The sequence below is a fragment of the Bacillus hominis genome, from assembly GCF_018332515.1.
GTDB lineage: Bacteria > Bacillota > Bacilli > Bacillales > Bacillaceae_G > Bacillus_A > Bacillus_A hominis.
The window spans coordinates 1-14,705 of the sequence record NZ_BOQD01000070.1 but is presented as its reverse complement, the minus strand read 5'-3'; the positions used below and the strand labels follow the sequence as shown (position 1 = coordinate 14,705).

16 protein-coding genes are annotated in these 14,705 nt (G+C 35.8%); 7 read left to right on the top strand and 9 right to left on the bottom strand.

The genetic code is table 11. The annotated features are described in order from the left end of the window. Positions 1 to 749 precede the first annotated feature (749 nt). From KI356_RS08645 to KI356_RS08635, 3 genes are read left to right on the top strand one after another with little or no spacing between them, the layout of a single operon-like run. Positions 750 to 1,283, top strand: a complete 534-nt coding sequence (locus tag KI356_RS08645; protein ID WP_212935257.1) for a sigma-70 family RNA polymerase sigma factor — start codon at positions 750 to 752, stop codon at positions 1,281 to 1,283. A gap of 4 nt (positions 1,284 to 1,287) precedes the next feature. After that, on the top strand, positions 1,288 to 1,695 hold the full coding sequence (locus KI356_RS08640; protein WP_212935256.1) for a PadR family transcriptional regulator: 408 nt from the start codon (positions 1,288 to 1,290) through the stop codon (positions 1,693 to 1,695). A gap of 7 nt (positions 1,696 to 1,702) precedes the next feature. Further along, positions 1,703 to 2,974: an FtsW/RodA/SpoVE family cell cycle protein gene (locus KI356_RS08635; protein WP_212935255.1), complete on the top strand. Its 1,272-nt coding sequence runs from the start codon at positions 1,703 to 1,705 to the stop codon at positions 2,972 to 2,974. 6 nt (positions 2,975 to 2,980) lie between these two features. Here the strand turns inward: KI356_RS08635 and helD are convergent, their stop codons facing one another. From helD to KI356_RS08620, 3 genes are all read right to left on the bottom strand, one after another. Next, on the bottom strand, positions 2,981 to 5,311 hold the full coding sequence (gene helD / locus KI356_RS08630; protein ID WP_212935254.1) for an RNA polymerase recycling motor HelD: 2,331 nt from the start codon (positions 5,309 to 5,311) through the stop codon (positions 2,981 to 2,983). A gap of 612 nt (positions 5,312 to 5,923) precedes the next feature. Next, positions 5,924 to 6,793, bottom strand: coding sequence for a peptidylprolyl isomerase PrsA (gene prsA, locus KI356_RS08625; RefSeq protein WP_212935253.1), 870 nt, complete (start codon positions 6,791 to 6,793; stop codon positions 5,924 to 5,926). Between the two features lie 448 nt (positions 6,794 to 7,241). After that, a complete protein-coding gene (locus KI356_RS08620) occupies positions 7,242 to 7,436 on the bottom strand; it encodes a hypothetical protein (protein ID WP_002116737.1) in 195 nt (64 codons plus the stop codon). 118 nt (positions 7,437 to 7,554) lie between these two features. On the opposite strand from KI356_RS08620, the gene KI356_RS08615 reads away from it, so the two are divergent. After that, on the top strand, positions 7,555 to 7,890 hold the full coding sequence (locus KI356_RS08615) for a YhaI family protein (protein WP_002030209.1): 336 nt from the start codon (positions 7,555 to 7,557) through the stop codon (positions 7,888 to 7,890). A gap of 5 nt (positions 7,891 to 7,895) precedes the next feature. Here KI356_RS08615 and KI356_RS08610 read toward each other — a convergent pair whose 3' ends face one another. From KI356_RS08610 to KI356_RS08600, 3 genes are all read right to left on the bottom strand, one after another. Continuing rightward, complete coding sequence (locus KI356_RS08610; RefSeq protein ID WP_002011118.1) at positions 7,896 to 8,453, bottom strand: HTH-type transcriptional regulator Hpr; 558 nt, start codon at positions 8,451 to 8,453, stop codon at positions 7,896 to 7,898. Between the two features lie 298 nt (positions 8,454 to 8,751). Next, positions 8,752 to 9,114 carry a YtxH domain-containing protein gene (locus tag KI356_RS08605; RefSeq protein ID WP_000030296.1) on the bottom strand — a complete coding sequence of 121 codons (363 nt, stop codon included), beginning with the start codon at positions 9,112 to 9,114 and terminating at the stop codon, positions 8,752 to 8,754. A 208-nt stretch (positions 9,115 to 9,322) separates the two neighbouring features. After that, entirely contained in the window at positions 9,323 to 9,757 is a 435-nt protein-coding gene (locus tag KI356_RS08600) for an HIT family protein (RefSeq protein ID WP_001016832.1), read from the bottom strand. A gap of 582 nt (positions 9,758 to 10,339) precedes the next feature. Here KI356_RS08600 and ecsA point away from each other — a divergent pair. From ecsA to ecsC, 3 genes are read left to right on the top strand one after another with little or no spacing between them, the layout of a single operon-like run. Next, the gene (gene ecsA / locus KI356_RS08595; protein WP_033711685.1) at positions 10,340 to 11,083 is read left to right on the top strand and encodes an ABC transporter ATP-binding protein EcsA; all 744 of its coding nucleotides are present in this window, start codon (positions 10,340 to 10,342) and stop codon (positions 11,081 to 11,083) included. Beyond that, positions 11,076 to 12,287 carry an ABC transporter permease gene (locus KI356_RS08590; RefSeq protein WP_212935252.1) on the top strand — a complete coding sequence of 404 codons (1,212 nt, stop codon included), beginning with the start codon at positions 11,076 to 11,078 and terminating at the stop codon, positions 12,285 to 12,287. Before ecsA ends, KI356_RS08590 begins: the two co-directional genes overlap by 8 nt. 13 nt (positions 12,288 to 12,300) lie before the next feature. Then, positions 12,301 to 13,008: an ecs operon protein EcsC gene (gene ecsC / locus KI356_RS08585; RefSeq protein ID WP_128282067.1), complete on the top strand. Its 708-nt coding sequence runs from the start codon at positions 12,301 to 12,303 to the stop codon at positions 13,006 to 13,008. Between the two features lie 283 nt (positions 13,009 to 13,291). Here ecsC and KI356_RS08580 read toward each other — a convergent pair whose 3' ends face one another. The 3 genes from KI356_RS08580 to KI356_RS08570 all read right to left on the bottom strand — a co-directional run bounded on the left by KI356_RS08580 (position 13,292) and on the right by KI356_RS08570 (position 14,427). Next, positions 13,292 to 13,663, bottom strand: a complete 372-nt coding sequence (locus KI356_RS08580) for a hypothetical protein (RefSeq protein WP_212935251.1) — start codon at positions 13,661 to 13,663, stop codon at positions 13,292 to 13,294. A gap of 328 nt (positions 13,664 to 13,991) precedes the next feature. After that, positions 13,992 to 14,234 carry a GNAT family N-acetyltransferase gene (locus KI356_RS28540; RefSeq protein ID WP_369009427.1) on the bottom strand — a complete coding sequence of 81 codons (243 nt, stop codon included), beginning with the start codon at positions 14,232 to 14,234 and terminating at the stop codon, positions 13,992 to 13,994. Beyond that, positions 14,194 to 14,427 carry a hypothetical protein gene (locus KI356_RS08570; RefSeq protein WP_212935249.1) on the bottom strand — a complete coding sequence of 78 codons (234 nt, stop codon included), beginning with the start codon at positions 14,425 to 14,427 and terminating at the stop codon, positions 14,194 to 14,196. The genes KI356_RS28540 and KI356_RS08570 overlap by 41 nt, the downstream gene beginning before the upstream one ends. Between the last annotated feature and the right edge of the window lie 278 nt (positions 14,428 to 14,705).

Sequence of the window (14,705 nt, the reverse complement as noted above, 5' to 3'; positions counted from 1 at the left end):
GAAGATTATTTCTATAAAAATTCTACTAATTATAAAAATTAATAAGATTTTATTGTTTTCTGACAAAAGACTTCTTCCTCAAAAATGTGAAACACTAATTTTAGGTGGGAGATGGATATCGGTATGCGCTACATAAATTGTTAAATATTCGCACACATCTGTTTTACAAACTATTCACAGGAAAACAGATTCATATGGATGAAATGACAGAATCAGAGTAAATGTAAAATAGGGTGAGTGCAAAATTATGGATGTTACTTTTATAATGTTCTTTGTAGGTGAGACCTTACACATCCATCAAAGTAAGAGTGAAAGTAAACTGAGCTTGCGAAAGGATAACGCTTTTTTATATTTGAGGGTATTAAAATTAACTTTAAAGAATGTATGCGATATGTTTTTCGTTCGGATAATTATGAAAGTTTATAGAAATGAATGTTAAAACAGTTTTTATTTACACCGATAGGACATAATTGTATTCCAACTACAAATATTGATACGTCTATTAAATGGTATACTCATAATCTTTATTAAGGTAACGAGTTAGAGTTTTTCGTAACAAAAATGAGCAAAGGGATTTTGCTCTTTGGTTGAGCTAATACAAATGAATAAAAGGTTTACTCTTCGTAAAGAAAATTAGATTTAAAATAAAGGTAAAAAACGGTATGGACATTGTCAGCCGTATTTTTTTATGAATTTATAAAACTTTTCCATAGGGCGCGTCGTCTAATATATGGGAAGGAGGAAATGATGTGGATGAATTAACGGTAGAAGCGTTTGAAATAGAAGATAAGGAGGACCTTATCGATGAAATAATGAACAAGTATGGACAAGAGGTCGTACAACTTGTGTATTCGTATGTGAATAATAAAGAAGTTGCGGAGGATTTAACGCAAGATATATTTGTGAAATGCTATAAATCTCTTCATACATATAAAGGAAATTCGAACTTGAAAACATGGTTATGGAGAATTGCGATTAACCATTGTAAGGACTATTTAAAAAGTTGGTATAACAAAAAGGTCATCGTTACAGAGGATGACTTTACGTATATGGAGAGTCAAAAAGAAAGTGTGGAACAAACAGTTATTCAAAATGCAGAGGATAGTAGGCTTGCTTCTGCAGTAATGAATTTACCGATAAAATATCGAGAAGTGATTTATCTATTTTATTATGAAGAGTTATCAATTAAAGAGATTGCTACGGTAATAGAAGTGAAGGAGAACACGATAAAAACGAGACTAAAAAAAGCGAAGGAGCTTTTGAAGAAAGGATTGGAGGAATAATCAAATGGAAGATCGATTAAAAGGCTTGCGAAAATCAATGGAGAACACAACTTTTAAACATTTGAGTTTTTCTGATCAGCATCGAAAGCGGGTGCGTGAAAAAATCAATGCCTCACACGAAAAGGAAGAGGACATCTCTTTAGTAGTTTTACAACTTCTCATGAATGAAAAAACAGGGTACGAACTGGCGCAGCTATTACGGGGGAGAGGAATTCAAAAATTCGAAGGAAATGAAGGGTTTTTATATACCGTATTACATCGTCTAGAACAGAATCGTTTTATCCAATCAAGCTGGGATCATTCAGGAGCGAAATATTATCAATTAAACGATAAGGGAAGAAAGATGTTACGAAAGGCGGAAAAAAATTCTACAAAAGCACGATTTATTTTAAAAGGCTTAGTACAGGAGTGAGAAAAAATTGAACAAAAAAGGGGAGCGTTTTTTAAAAGAAGTTACTAATCATATTAAATCAAAAGAGGCAAAGAGCTTTGTGGCAACTGAGCTAGATTTTCACTTAAAACAGGCGAAGAACACGTGGATGGAAAAAGGGTTAAGTGAGGAAGTTGCTGAAGATAAAGCTGTTGAACAAATGGGAAGTCCGGTCAAACTTGGGCAAGAACTTAACAAACTTCATAAGCCAAAGGTTGATTGGTTTCTTATTGGTTTATTAGTGATTGCGATGGGATTAGGTTTTCTGCCAGTTATAGCTTTTGGACATACAAATGATTTACTAATGAATAAGGTGATTGTTGTTATTCTCGGTGTTGTAACAGCTATTGGGGTGATGCTACTTGATTATCGGAAGTTAGAGAGATTTGGATGGTTGTTTTATACAATTGGGGTACTGATCTTGTTAATGCTATATTGTTTTCCGAACGCTTGGATAACTGGGGAACCAATAATAAAAATTGGTCCTATTGCAATTGATCGTTTAATGGCAGTACCGTTCTTTTTTCTAGCTTGGGCTTCTTTTTTCAATAACAATAGATTGAAAGTTAGGTATCTTGTAGTGTTGTATTTATTTTCTTTGTATTTATTCTTAATTGGCGCAGCTTTTTCAGTGATCTTTATTTATATCACGATGGTATTCGTTATGCTTTGGTGGAGTAGGCTAGGAAAGAAAACGGCATTAATTATTACAATTGTACCAATCTGTTTATTGATTATAAGGGCGTCCTTTTCCTGGCCCTCAGTAAAAGGATATCATTTGGATAGATTTTTAGGGTATTTGAATCCAGAGCGTGATGCACATGGCGCAGGCTTTATGTATATACGTTTAAAAGAGGTAATGTCGTCAGCAGGTTGGTTTGGTACATATGGAGATGTAAAGTTCATCCCTAATCCAGATACTGATTTTGTATTTGCGAGTTTGACTTACTATTATGGGTATGTGCTTGCACTGGTCCTTGTTTTAGTTCTTTCTCTTTTTGTAGCAAGGTTAGTGGTCATATCTTATAAAATAAATGACCGGTATGGTAAATTGCTTCTCGTTGGTGGAATGACTCTTTTTGTAGTCCAGTTCATTTATAACGTTGGAATGATATTAGGCTTATTGCCGATTACTTCTATATTATTGCCTTTTATTAGTTATGGTTTAACACCAACTGTATTTCATGCGCTTTTAATGGGGATTGTGTTAAGTGTGTATCGACGTAAAGATCTTGCATTTAGAATGAAAAAAACACCTTGATTAATATCAAGGTGTTATAAGCTCAAAACTCTCCGAAGCAGCCCCTGTTACAAAAGGACTAACCTCACCAACGCTATACATATGCAATTCATGCATCGCACGCGTACAAGCAGTGTAGAACAATCTACGCAAGCTTTCATCACTGTACACATCTTTAGAAGCATCGTAAATAATAACAGCATCAAATTCGATACCTTTCGCTAAGTAAGCAGGGATAACGACAACGCCTTGTTCGTATTCAGCAGAGGTACTCTTCACAAGTTTAACATCTTCAATACCACCGAGTGCTTCGTATGCAGCGGCGCTTTCTGCTGCGGATTTACATATAATTGCGATCGTATTGTGCTGTTGTTTTTGTAATTCAGCGACTTTGGAAGTGATGTGGTCATGCAGTTCACTGTGATCAGAAACTGTAGTCACTGTAGGTTTCTCACCGTCACGTTCAAATGCGTTAATGTTCATTCCTTCCGGTACGAGGTATCGTGTAAATTCAATAATCGGTTTTGTTGAGCGATAGCTACGAGTTAAGTTGATGCCGTTCGTTTCATCTGGCCCGTATAAGCTAGTAAGTGTATTGAAATTAACTGTTTCACTCGCATGAGCAAATATCGCTTGGTTAAAGTCCCCGAGTACTGTCATTTTTGCGGCAGGGAAGAGGCGCTTTAAAAACTCGAACTGAAATGGAGAGTAATCTTGCGCTTCGTCTACGAGTACATGTTTAATGGATCTATTTGTTTGGAAGCCTTCAATTAATTCTTTTAAAAGTAAAAATGGAGTTGCATCCTCGTAATGTAGCTTTCCTTCATCGAGCATGTTCACCGTTAGTGAGCAAATGTCGTCCCATTCTTTCGGCTTTTCTCCAGTACCCCATGATGCATCTGTGAAGAGTTGTTTATATATTCCTGTGAAATTGATGAAGCGCAATGTTTGAACGCCTTTACGAAGCGGCTTCAATTTTTTACGGACAATCATACGTCCGAGTACTTTCGTTTCTTTCTCATAATCATTAAAGGAGTTGTCGTCAAACTCGCCTTTTTTCTGTAAATATTTATAAGCCTTTTGGTATTCATCTTTACTAAGTAATTCAATTTCCTCTTCTACCCAAGGCTTTTTCAGTTCTGTTTTTTCAATTTGATCTATTTGTTTATTTAGCCAATCCGTTAACTTTTCGATTCTATTATGGAAGCGGAGGGAGGAGTCGGTATTGTAAAATTGCTCTGCGATTTCTTTAGCAGAGGCAATCAGTTTCCCTCTAAATTTCATTCCTCTAAATAGCATGCCTGAAGATTCAAGGGATTGTCTGTACACTCTAATCATTTCGAAAAATTGAGTGGATGCTTTAAAACGAATACTAGCATTTCTCGTTTTATAGGCAGGGCTATTCGTTTCGGTTAGCATATATTCTAATTGCTCATAAGGGTCTTCAACGTCAAATGACTTGCTTAGTCTATGGTTTAAATATTCTTGGAATGTAACTTGCTGCATATTTTCTTCACCGAGTTCTGGCAATACGTTAGAAACGTAGCTGTTGAACATAGAGTTAGGGGAGAAGAGAATAATTTGATCAGCTTTTAGCCATTCGCGATATTTATATAGTAAATAGGCAATTCGCTGCAGAGCAGCCGATGTTTTACCGCTACCAGCAGCTCCTTGAACGATAAGTAGTCGCCCTTCATCGTGACGGATAATTTCATTTTGCTCGCGCTGGATAGTAGCAACGATACTTTGCATATGTTTGTTCGTACCTTTTCCGAGCGCTTGTTGCAATATTTCATCGCCAATTGTAAGGCTCGTATCGAACATAGAATCAATCTCGCCATTTTGAATAATATATTGTAATTTTTTCTCCACATTACCGCGGATTAAGCCTCCTGGTGTACTGTATTCAGCGGGTCCTGGTGGATAATCGTAGTAGACACTCGAAATTGGTGCGCGCCAGTCATATATAAGAAAGTTTTCTCCGCTTGCATCAGTAAGTGTAGCGACACCGATATAAATTTGCTCTGGACTTGATTCTCCTTCCTCTGTGAAATCAATTCGTCCAAAGTAAGGTGCTTTATGCATACGCCTTAGTGCGGCAAGTCGGTTGAAGGTGTGCTTATGGGTGATTTGTGTTACGGCTAGTGACTGAGCTTGTTGTCTTAAGTTGATAACTGTTTCGAGATAATCGTCAAAAGTATCAGTATTAACTTTCACATCATCCCAGAAGTGTTTACGGATGTTGATTACTTCTGCTCGGCGTCTGCCAGTTTCGTTTTCCAGTTTATCAATTTGTTTCGTAATCGTTTCGATTACGGTATCCAATCGCTGTTGCTCTAGATCAAGTTTTTTGTTCATTCGTAAGCACTCCTTTAAAAGTGAAAAATAGAGGTTGACTGAAGATGTGTTTTGGTGTACAATTAAGATACGGATAAATACGTTCTGTATATTTGTGTGAATGTGTTTCTGTACTAATTTAACATAGTTTTTTAATTTAATCAATAATAATGAGATAAACCTTGGTTCCGTACTGCGTGAATCGAGGTTTTTTTGTGTGGAATGGAGTAAGGAAGAGGGATATATCAATTTATCGGTAAACAGAAATGAAATGATGCTGTAATCAGCGGGGAAGGTACAACTAAATAGTAGTTGTATCTTTGAAATAAAGTTTGATTAAAAATATGCTACAATCCAGTGTTTTATAACAAATAGAAAGCAGCCATTTTGAAAAATAGATTGATTATTTTTTGCTTGCGTAGCTCAATAATAGTCCTCTTTTATTGAGGGTTAAGCCTATTTAAGTTGGTTTGATCCGAGTGTGCTTTAGCGCCTGTTAGTTGAGCGAAGGGGGATATATTCCTGCCAAACCTTATTCAATTATTCTGTGCCAATCGTGCTGCCCGCAAAAAGCGGGATAAAACTACTGCAAAATAAAAAAGCTTGGGATATTCCCAAGCTTTTTTCACTTCATTATTTCTTTTCGTCTTTTTTAGCGTCAGCTTTTGGCTCTTCGAAAAGATCTTTCAGATCTTTATCGTCAACTTTTACGTCAGCTTTTTTGATTTCTTTCATCATAAGATCGTTCATAAATTGAGCATCTTGTGTTTTTTCTTGAACTACTTCTTTTTTGATGTCAGCTTTTGCTTGATCGAAAGTTTTATCAGCATGAGTATCTGTTAGTTTAATGATATGGTAACCGTATTGTGTTTTTACAGGTTCACTAATTTCATCTTTTTTCAGCTTATGAGCTGCTTCATCGAATTCTTTTACCATTTTACCTGGTCCGAAGAATCCTAAGTCGCCACCTTTTTCTTTTGAACCTGTATCTTCAGAGTATTGTTTCGCTAACTCTTCGAAAGATTTACCTTGTGCAAGTTCTTCTTTCACTTTTTTAGCAGTTTCTTCATCTTTTACAAGGATATGGCTTGCTTTAATTTCTTGCTTATAGTCCTCGTATTTTGCCTTTAAATCTTTATCAGTAATTGATTTTTCAATCGCTTGTTCTTGAGCTAATGAAGCGCGAACACCATTTTTAACTGTTTCTTCTTTAAGACCTTGTTGTTTCAATAGTGTATCGAATTGGTCACCGACTTGCTTTTTCATTTCATCGTACTTTTTGTCTACTTCTTTTTCATCAACTTTGTAGTTTTTAATAAGTACTTTTTCCATAACCATGTTATTTAGTACTTGTTTACCAGCTTGTGTCTTCATTTGATTGTAGAACTCTTCTTTAGTGATGTCACCAGCTTTAGATGTAACAATTTTGTCTGATGATGATGTTCCACATGCTGATAATGCGATTACACTTGTTGCGGCTAAGGCAAGCATAGCTTTCTTCATTCAATAAACACTCCTACTATTATGTATTTTTAATTTATCCCGTACAAATGAAGAAACGCCTTATGATAGGTTATTTTCGTTCATAAGAACCTGATTAAGTCTCACTGATGTCTTTGCTTTTTTAATATGTAAAAGCACGCTTAACAGGGCTTACCTAGGCTTTAGGATAAAGTTTAGATGCGTGTCGTTTATTTCATAGTATAAGCAATATGTACAAAATTTAATATATCATATTTCGACTCGTTTTCCTATTGATAAAGAAATTTTAACCAGTTTGTGTCAGATTTTGAAGAGGTACCACATTGGGCGCATGCTGCATATACAGAAAAGAGGAGGGGATGGGGGATGAATTCTCAACTTATTTTATTACTTGTACTGTTTATTTTATTGGTTATAGTAGGTATAATTTGCTTATAGAGGAAAAAAATGAGGAAGGGGCTTTCCTTCCTCACTTTCCATGAAATATAATTTCTATATAACTAGAAATTAATAGAATGGTAATACATACATTGATAACTCGAAAGACACCGGGTTGGCGGCTCGCAGCTATTTGTTTTCGCTCACACAGTGTATGTGTCATGAAATTCGTGTAAAATATAACAAGAAGTGCGAATGCGATAAAAACAACGGTTATAAGAGTCATGAGGCGAGACCTCCTTTTGGCTAAAATACATATACTTTATATATTGTATCATACGATATTTTGTTCGTGTTACAAAATTCAGAAATAGAAGACTTTGTGTTAGGAAGCGAGGGAGAAAATGGACGTTGTAAGAAGACTAGAACAAGCTGAATACTACGTAGACCTACTATTTAAAATGATTGATGAAGAAAAGTGTCCATTTTATTCTTTAATCATAAAGAAAAAAGCTCGTAAAAAAGACATTGAACGTATACTAAAACTTTGTGAAAAGCTGAACGAACAATATGTAGTGGAGAAAGCAGAAGGCCTTCTATTGTTTGATGCGCTATTAGATCAATTTGAAAAAGCGCTTCCACATCAGCTCGAAGTACACGAAACTGCGGAAGCGCTAGCAAAACAGGGCTTATTTGTGCCACTTATGAATGAATTTTTACGCATGATTGCGAAAGGATAAATAGATTATTTCTTAACTAATTTTTGATCGGTCTCCGTAAAGTTCTCCTCAATATTTTCTAATGATTTCTCAAAAATATCGATGAAGTCCTGTCCGTAAATATTGCGAAGGATCGCAATAAGTTCGATATTTTCTGGGAACTTACCGTAAAAATTACGAAGTTCAAGTGCCCCATTAAACACAGAATTATTTTCAGGATCGTACTCCTCCATTAAGCGAAGTAGTAATTCTTCCCCTTTGTCTGTAATTTCAATGTACGTATTTCGTTTATCATCTTCTTTTTTAGAGAATACAAGATAGCCGCGTTCTTCTAGCTTTTTAGAGAAGTTAAACGCCGTTGATACGTGCATAACTCCAAACTTAGCAATCTCAGAAATAGAAGCCCCTTTTAAATGATAAGCGATTGATAAAATATGATGCTCATTAATGTTTAAATCGTAAGGTTTAATCCACTGTTGCCAATCTTTCTCTACGCATTTCCATAACGCTTTCGATAATTGAGCAATACGTTGGCTGAAAATCATCGCTTCTTTTACCGAGTAATTTTTTTCTCCACTTTTCATTTACTCACCCACTTTAACATTCTTTTTCATTATTATCTATTATGCCAGTAAAATAAAAATTAATAAAGTCTTTTTGTGAGAATTGTGAAAATTTTTCGGAAAAACAACATTCTATACAAATCATGCATAACAATGGAAGCGTTTTATGAGTCAAGAATACATGTGTTGTCTTTACATGTTAAAGGATAACATATATTGTAAATGCATAAAAACACGGCATATCTATGTGATATGCCGTGTAAAGGTCAATTCGTATGAAAAATATTTGTTATATGCAAAAAACTAAGCAGGAATATGTTTACGCTTTTTCTGGAACGGCTTCTTGTAGTTTCTCAATTGACTTTTGAATGTCTAAAATTTCTTTTTCAATATGTCGTTTGTTTTGAGAAATATCTTGTTTCCAGTTAGAAAGCGTGTCTTGCATATCATCTTTTAGTTCTTGAAATACTTCTTTACCTTCTGAAGCAGTTTCAACGATTTGGCGCTTTAACAACTTCGTATCAGCTGTAATATCAGCTAATGTCTTTTTAATATCAGTTCCTTTTTCTTTCAGCTTACCGCGCATAGCTTTACCAGAAGAAGGAGTTGAGAAAAGAACGGCTAGTCCAGCAACTGCTCCGCCGCAAATTACACCTGTAATAAAGGATTTAGCTTTTGACATAAAAGGAAACCTCCTTATTTTTCGTTCGTATTCATGATGTATAAAAGTGTGCATATCTTTAAGGCAAGGGGAAGAAAAGTGAGCTTTTCTCTCTTGTACATGCTATGCACACAAAAACATGCCCCCGGCATTTTTTGTGAAGAAACAAGCCATACAATAAATGCCAGAGGAATCGGCTTGTTATGTATTACTTCTTATTATAGTGGCACTATTTCACACTATTTGCAATTGTACTTGCGATGTTTTGTAAATTTTCCATTGTATATTCATTTTGGTGTGATTTCCAAACAGCACCGAAACCATCGTTTTCACCGTAGCGTGGAATTAAATGAAGGTGGAAGTGGAATACAGTTTGTCCAGCTTTCTCGCCGTTATTGTTAAGTAGGTTGAAGCCAACTGGATTAAATTCTGCTTTCATTGCATTTGCGATTTTTGGAACGACAGCAAAAATATGTGATGCGATTTCTGGCGTTAACGCAAAAATGTCTTGTTTGTGTACTTTTGGAATAACAAGAGTATGCCCTTTTGTTACTTGACTAATATCTAAAAATGCAAGTACATGTTCATCTTCGTATACTTTTGAGCAAGGGATTTGCCCGTCAATGATTTTACAAAAAATACAATTGTCCGCTGTATGATTCATCGATCTCATCCTTTCAAATAGCCTTAGCCGTATTTTACCATAATTACATAGGAGAACAAATACGAAAAACAGGAAGCTGACTCAGCTTCCTGTTTTCTGAAGAGGGATTGAAAAAGCATTTTTTATAATTTACGGTTCGCAGACACCTCATTTATTTAAGAAATGCACGGTAAATCGGCTAAAGTTTCTGCCGTAGACACCCCATTTTCAAGTGAAATGAATTGCAATCTTTTTTTAAAATGAAATTGTTTATTTTTTAAAACAGTATATGCTCTTTCGGAGACACCCCGTTTCGAAAATGAAACAAATTATCTGGTTATGTGTAAATTTCATTGTCCAACATGGACACCCCATTTCATGATGACTTCACTATGTTGTTCTACTCATCAATTGGTGGTTGCTTTTTCAATGTGTTCCTTCCTCACTAATTATGATGTCCGCTTTCGTAAAAATATATGCTAATAAATTTAATTTTTTTTTTTGAAGGCATCGATACTATGTAGTGCACCATGATTTTTGGTAAGATGAGTATATACATTTCTTACAAAAGAGAATGAATATAAATGAAGAAAGTGGTGTCGTATGAGCGAGTTATTGCGTGTAGACAATGTTACAGGAGGATATACGAAACGACCTGTACTGCAAAATGTTTCGTTCTCTGTTAATAAAGGCGAACTTGTCGGCTTAATCGGTTTAAATGGTGCTGGTAAAAGTACGACAATTAAACATATCATCGGTTTAATGGAACCGAAAAAAGGAACTGTCACAATTAACGGGAAAACAATTCGTGATGATATGACAGCGTACCGTTCTAGTTTCTCCTTCATTCCAGAAACGCCAGTATTATATGATGAGTTAACGTTAGAAGAACATTTAAAACTAACAGCGATGGCGTACGGCGTAGATGAAAAACAATATGAAGAACGCGTAGGACAATTATTACAAGAATTTCGCATGAAAAATCGTTTGAAATGGTTTCCGTCTCATTTCTCAAAAGGGATGAAACAAAAAGTAATGATTATGAGTGCGTTTTTAGTGGAACCATCTCTTTACATTGTGGACGAACCGTTCGTTGGTCTTGATCCATTAGCGATTCAATCACTTCTTCAAATGATGGATCAAATGAAAAAGAGCGGCGCAGGTATTTTAATGAGTACACATATTTTAGCGACAGCAGAGCGCTATTGTGATTCATTCATTATTTTGCATCAAGGTGAAGTGAGAGCGAAAGGAACGTTGGCTGAATTACAATCACAATTTAATATGCCTGGTGCAACGTTAGATGATATTTACATTGCATTAACAAAGGAAGAAGATTATGAATAGCACAGCGTTATGGAAAGAACGATTTCGGCACTTTCTAAAAGAAGTTCGTACATATAGTAAATACGTATTTAATGATCATTTGAAATTTATTTTCGTATTCATCATCGGCGCAGGAGCGTATTATTACCAGCAGTGGTTACAAACGTTAACACCTTCGTTTCCGACAGCGATTGTTATGGCGGTGTTACTCGGACTCGTATTAACGGCTGGATCGATACAAACGTTATTAAAAGAAGCAGATCTCGTTTATTTGCTGCCAGTTGAAGAAAAGTTAAAGCCTTACTTTACAAAGGCATTTCTCTTTACGTTTATGATTCAGTTATACATAATCGCAATCGTAGCAGCTGCGCTTGCCCCGTTATACTTCCAGCAAATGAAACAAACAGGAGCGGCTTACATATGGATTGTACTCGCGCTTGTCATTGTAAAGGCATGGAATTTATTCGTAGCGTGGGAAAAATCATTTTTAACAGATCAAAGCGTTCAAAAAGCAGATTGGTTCATTCGTTTTATTTTAAACGGCTTATTTGTGTACTTCCTTGTAGAACGTACTTCAGTCATTTTTACCGGTGTAATTGTCCTTTTAATGGCGCTATACCTTGCTGTTATGCATCAAAAGGTGAAGGGAAAGCCGCTAAACTGGGAGTATTTAATTTCTGAAGAAGGTAAAAAAATGATGCTGCTGTACCGCATTGCGAATATGTTCGTTGATGTACCAGCATTAAAAGAGCGAGTATCCCGTAGAAAATGGCTTGATTTCATTCTTTCGATAATCGGTGAAAAACGTACATATTTATACTTATATACGAGAACGTTCTTAAGATCGGGCAACTATTTCGGATTATATGTGCGCTTACTCGCTCTTGGTGGAGTCATTCTTTACTTCATCCCATTTTTATATGGACGTTTTATCGTAAGCCTTGTTTTCTTATACTTAATCGGTTATCAGTTATTAACCTTATGGAAACATCACCGAATGAAGATTTGGCTTGATTTATATCCAGTAGGGGAAGACGAGAAGAAGGAAGATTTTCTTACTTTATTAAATGCGATTCTTATTATCGGCAGCATTGTATTTACAATTTTATTTGCACTTGCGACGAAAGATTTCATAATGACCGGTATTTTATTTGTCGTAAGCATATTATTTAGTATTGGTTTCGTTTATCAATACAGTGCGAAACGCATTGAGCGTTTAAACTGAAAGGAATGAACCTATGATTACATATGAAGAAAAGGTTATAAAAGAATTGGAGCAGTGGAAAGCTACATTCATGAAAGATTCTTCTATGATGACACGGTTCTCTAAAAAAGTGCAGGTGAAAGTGCAGCAACTAGTGCCCGCGAAAGTACAAAAGGTACTAACAGAAACGATTCGGATGATGGTACAAACAATTAGTGCTGGATCAAACTTCATAAAACCGAAGCTAAAAGAAACGAACTGGTCACTGCAAAGACGAGACGATGAAGTTCGTAAAAAAATGGATGAGTACAAAAAAATAGCTGCAGCAGAAGGAGCAGGAACGGGAGCAGGTGGTATTCTCCTCGGTCTTGCTGATTTTCCGCTTTTACTCACCATTAAAATAAAGTTTTTATTCGATGCAGCAACATTGTACGGATTTGATACGAGCGACAAAGAAGAACGCCTCTTTATTCTTCACGTTTTCCAGCTTGCTTTTTCAAGTGACGATTACCGAAAAGAAGTATGGAAAGCAATTGAAACGTGGGATACAGAAGAAGAAAATCATATGGACTGGGAAAAGTTCCAAACAGAGTACCGAGACTATATCGATTTAGCGAAAATGCTTCAACTCGTCCCGATAATCGGTGCCCCGGTCGGAGCGTATGCGAACTATCAATTATTGCAAAGGCTTGGAGAAGTAACGATGAATTGTTATCGTATGCGATTGCTTAATAGAAATTGATTTGTTTTATCAAAAAAGAAAGCCTCTTAAATGTGTAATTTAGGAGGCTTTTCTATTTATCCCGCATTAACGGGCAGTAAGACCCCCACATCAAAATTCAGCGGAAGCAAAGAAGTTAGGTGGGGGATCAACTGCCCGTAAAAGCCCGATTGGTTCAACTAATAATCAGTGGGGATGAACAAAACCCCCACTGATTAAAGTTTCACTTTATTATTTTGGCTGTTTTCGTAGATATTGTTGCTTTTGATGCAAAAACGAAGAGGGGCTTTACCCCTCTTCATTCCTACTTCCTCATCGAACTCCCTACGATCTTACCTGATGGTTCGTCCACGAGTTTATTTATATCGCCTAACAACTCTCGCTGTTTAGCCGGAATGGTAACGAGTGTTACTTCTTTTCCTTTGAATGACGTATCAGCGAGTTGATATTTGGTTGTATCCGCTATTACCTTGCTGACTTTGGCATCTTTCCAACTGCCATCTACTTCATCTTTCTCTGCTTGCGATAACGAGTTCCAAACCAATTCCCTTACATCCTTTGTCGTTTGTACCGTTTCTGTTTTCGCGGTTTCGTTGGTTTTTGTTGTTCCACAACCGCTTAAAAGGATGGATACACAAGTGAATGCAGATACAATCATGCCGATTTGTTTCTTCAAGATGCAAAACTCCCTTCATCGCATATATACTTCTATATTTCATGTCCTGCTGGATGGCTCGGAACAATTCGTGATGTTCTGTTTTGGAAAGTGTTGCAAAATCTTTGTACACATTACGCCACATCGCCTCCATTGATATAGTAATATCAATGGAGGGAAGGGTAGGCAACGTAGTAACAATCTTTACGAAAACAGTCATTATTTTCTGACGGATGAAGGAATGGAGCGAGCAGGGTTTAATGTCTCGGTAGTTAAAGTAGTATATAAGGTGAAAATGTTCAGTCGAAATATATTTTTGAAAGAGATAGAGGACTTCGACAGTTAACCCCTATGCTAAGGTGTGGTCTCTGTCTTTTCTAACTAGAATGAGATAATGACCGTTATAATTCTTTATATTTCTAAAACCTAATTTTTCATAGAATGAGGTTTTATCTTCTGTTCCTAAGGAAATGGTACGAACTCGTTTCACTTTAGGATGGTTAGTTAGATGTAGTATTAACTGTTTGCCAATCCCTTTACCTTGATACGATTCATCCACTACTACATCGTAAATCTCTCCCCCAACGCACATAATCTGTGAGCATACGTGCAAAACCAACAATTTTATCATCATCGAATGCTGTAATTAATAGCGGGGTATTTTCCAACATTTCCTCCCATTCCTTTATGTCTGTTGGCATTTTCCAAGTGGCTACCCTTTGAAAAATTTCTTTAAGTTCAATTACGTTGATATCTTCTTTGTTATGACTGTAGTGAATATTCATAAATTATCCCCTTTAATCTAAAATATAAAATATTAGATTCTAGATAAGGAAACCAAATTCCTGTATATGTAGTCGTTATTAAACAAGGAATGAAGGAAACCTTTCGTTCAAACTTTATTTTAATCCTACATTAATAACAATCTCAAATAAATTATAGTGTTGTATTTAGTTTTGTTGGAGAAAATACCTACCGAGAAAAGGTAGGTGACCTTATTTGAAAAAAATTTTATGTATTATTTTTAGCGTTTTATTTTTTATCACTACTTCTACTGTTTTTG

Bases quoted from the DNA above. Each gene is read 5' to 3' on its own strand.
- KI356_RS08640 (WP_212935256.1), top strand. From the start codon at position 1,288: ATGGAAGATCGATTAAAAGGCTTGCGAAAATCAATGGAGAACACAACT.
- helD (WP_212935254.1), bottom strand. From the start codon at position 5,311: ATGAACAAAAAACTTGATCTAGAGCAACAGCGATTGGATACCGTAATC.
- prsA (WP_212935253.1), bottom strand. From the start codon at position 6,793: ATGAAGAAAGCTATGCTTGCCTTAGCCGCAACAAGTGTAATCGCATTA.
- KI356_RS08620 (WP_002116737.1), bottom strand. From the start codon at position 7,436: ATGACTCTTATAACCGTTGTTTTTATCGCATTCGCACTTCTTGTTATA.
- KI356_RS08615 (WP_002030209.1), top strand. From the start codon at position 7,555: ATGGACGTTGTAAGAAGACTAGAACAAGCTGAATACTACGTAGACCTA.
- KI356_RS08610 (WP_002011118.1), bottom strand. From the start codon at position 8,453: ATGAAAAGTGGAGAAAAAAATTACTCGGTAAAAGAAGCGATGATTTTC.
- KI356_RS08605 (WP_000030296.1), bottom strand. From the start codon at position 9,114: ATGTCAAAAGCTAAATCCTTTATTACAGGTGTAATTTGCGGCGGAGCA.
- KI356_RS08600 (WP_001016832.1), bottom strand. From the start codon at position 9,757: ATGAATCATACAGCGGACAATTGTATTTTTTGTAAAATCATTGACGGG.
- ecsA (WP_033711685.1), top strand. From the start codon at position 10,340: ATGAGCGAGTTATTGCGTGTAGACAATGTTACAGGAGGATATACGAAA.
- KI356_RS08590 (WP_212935252.1), top strand. From the start codon at position 11,076: ATGAATAGCACAGCGTTATGGAAAGAACGATTTCGGCACTTTCTAAAA.
- ecsC (WP_128282067.1), top strand. From the start codon at position 12,301: ATGATTACATATGAAGAAAAGGTTATAAAAGAATTGGAGCAGTGGAAA.
- KI356_RS28540 (WP_369009427.1), bottom strand. From the start codon at position 14,234: ATGTGCGTTGGGGGAGAGATTTACGATGTAGTAGTGGATGAATCGTAT.
- KI356_RS08570 (WP_212935249.1), bottom strand. From the start codon at position 14,427: ATGAATATTCACTACAGTCATAACAAAGAAGATATCAACGTAATTGAA.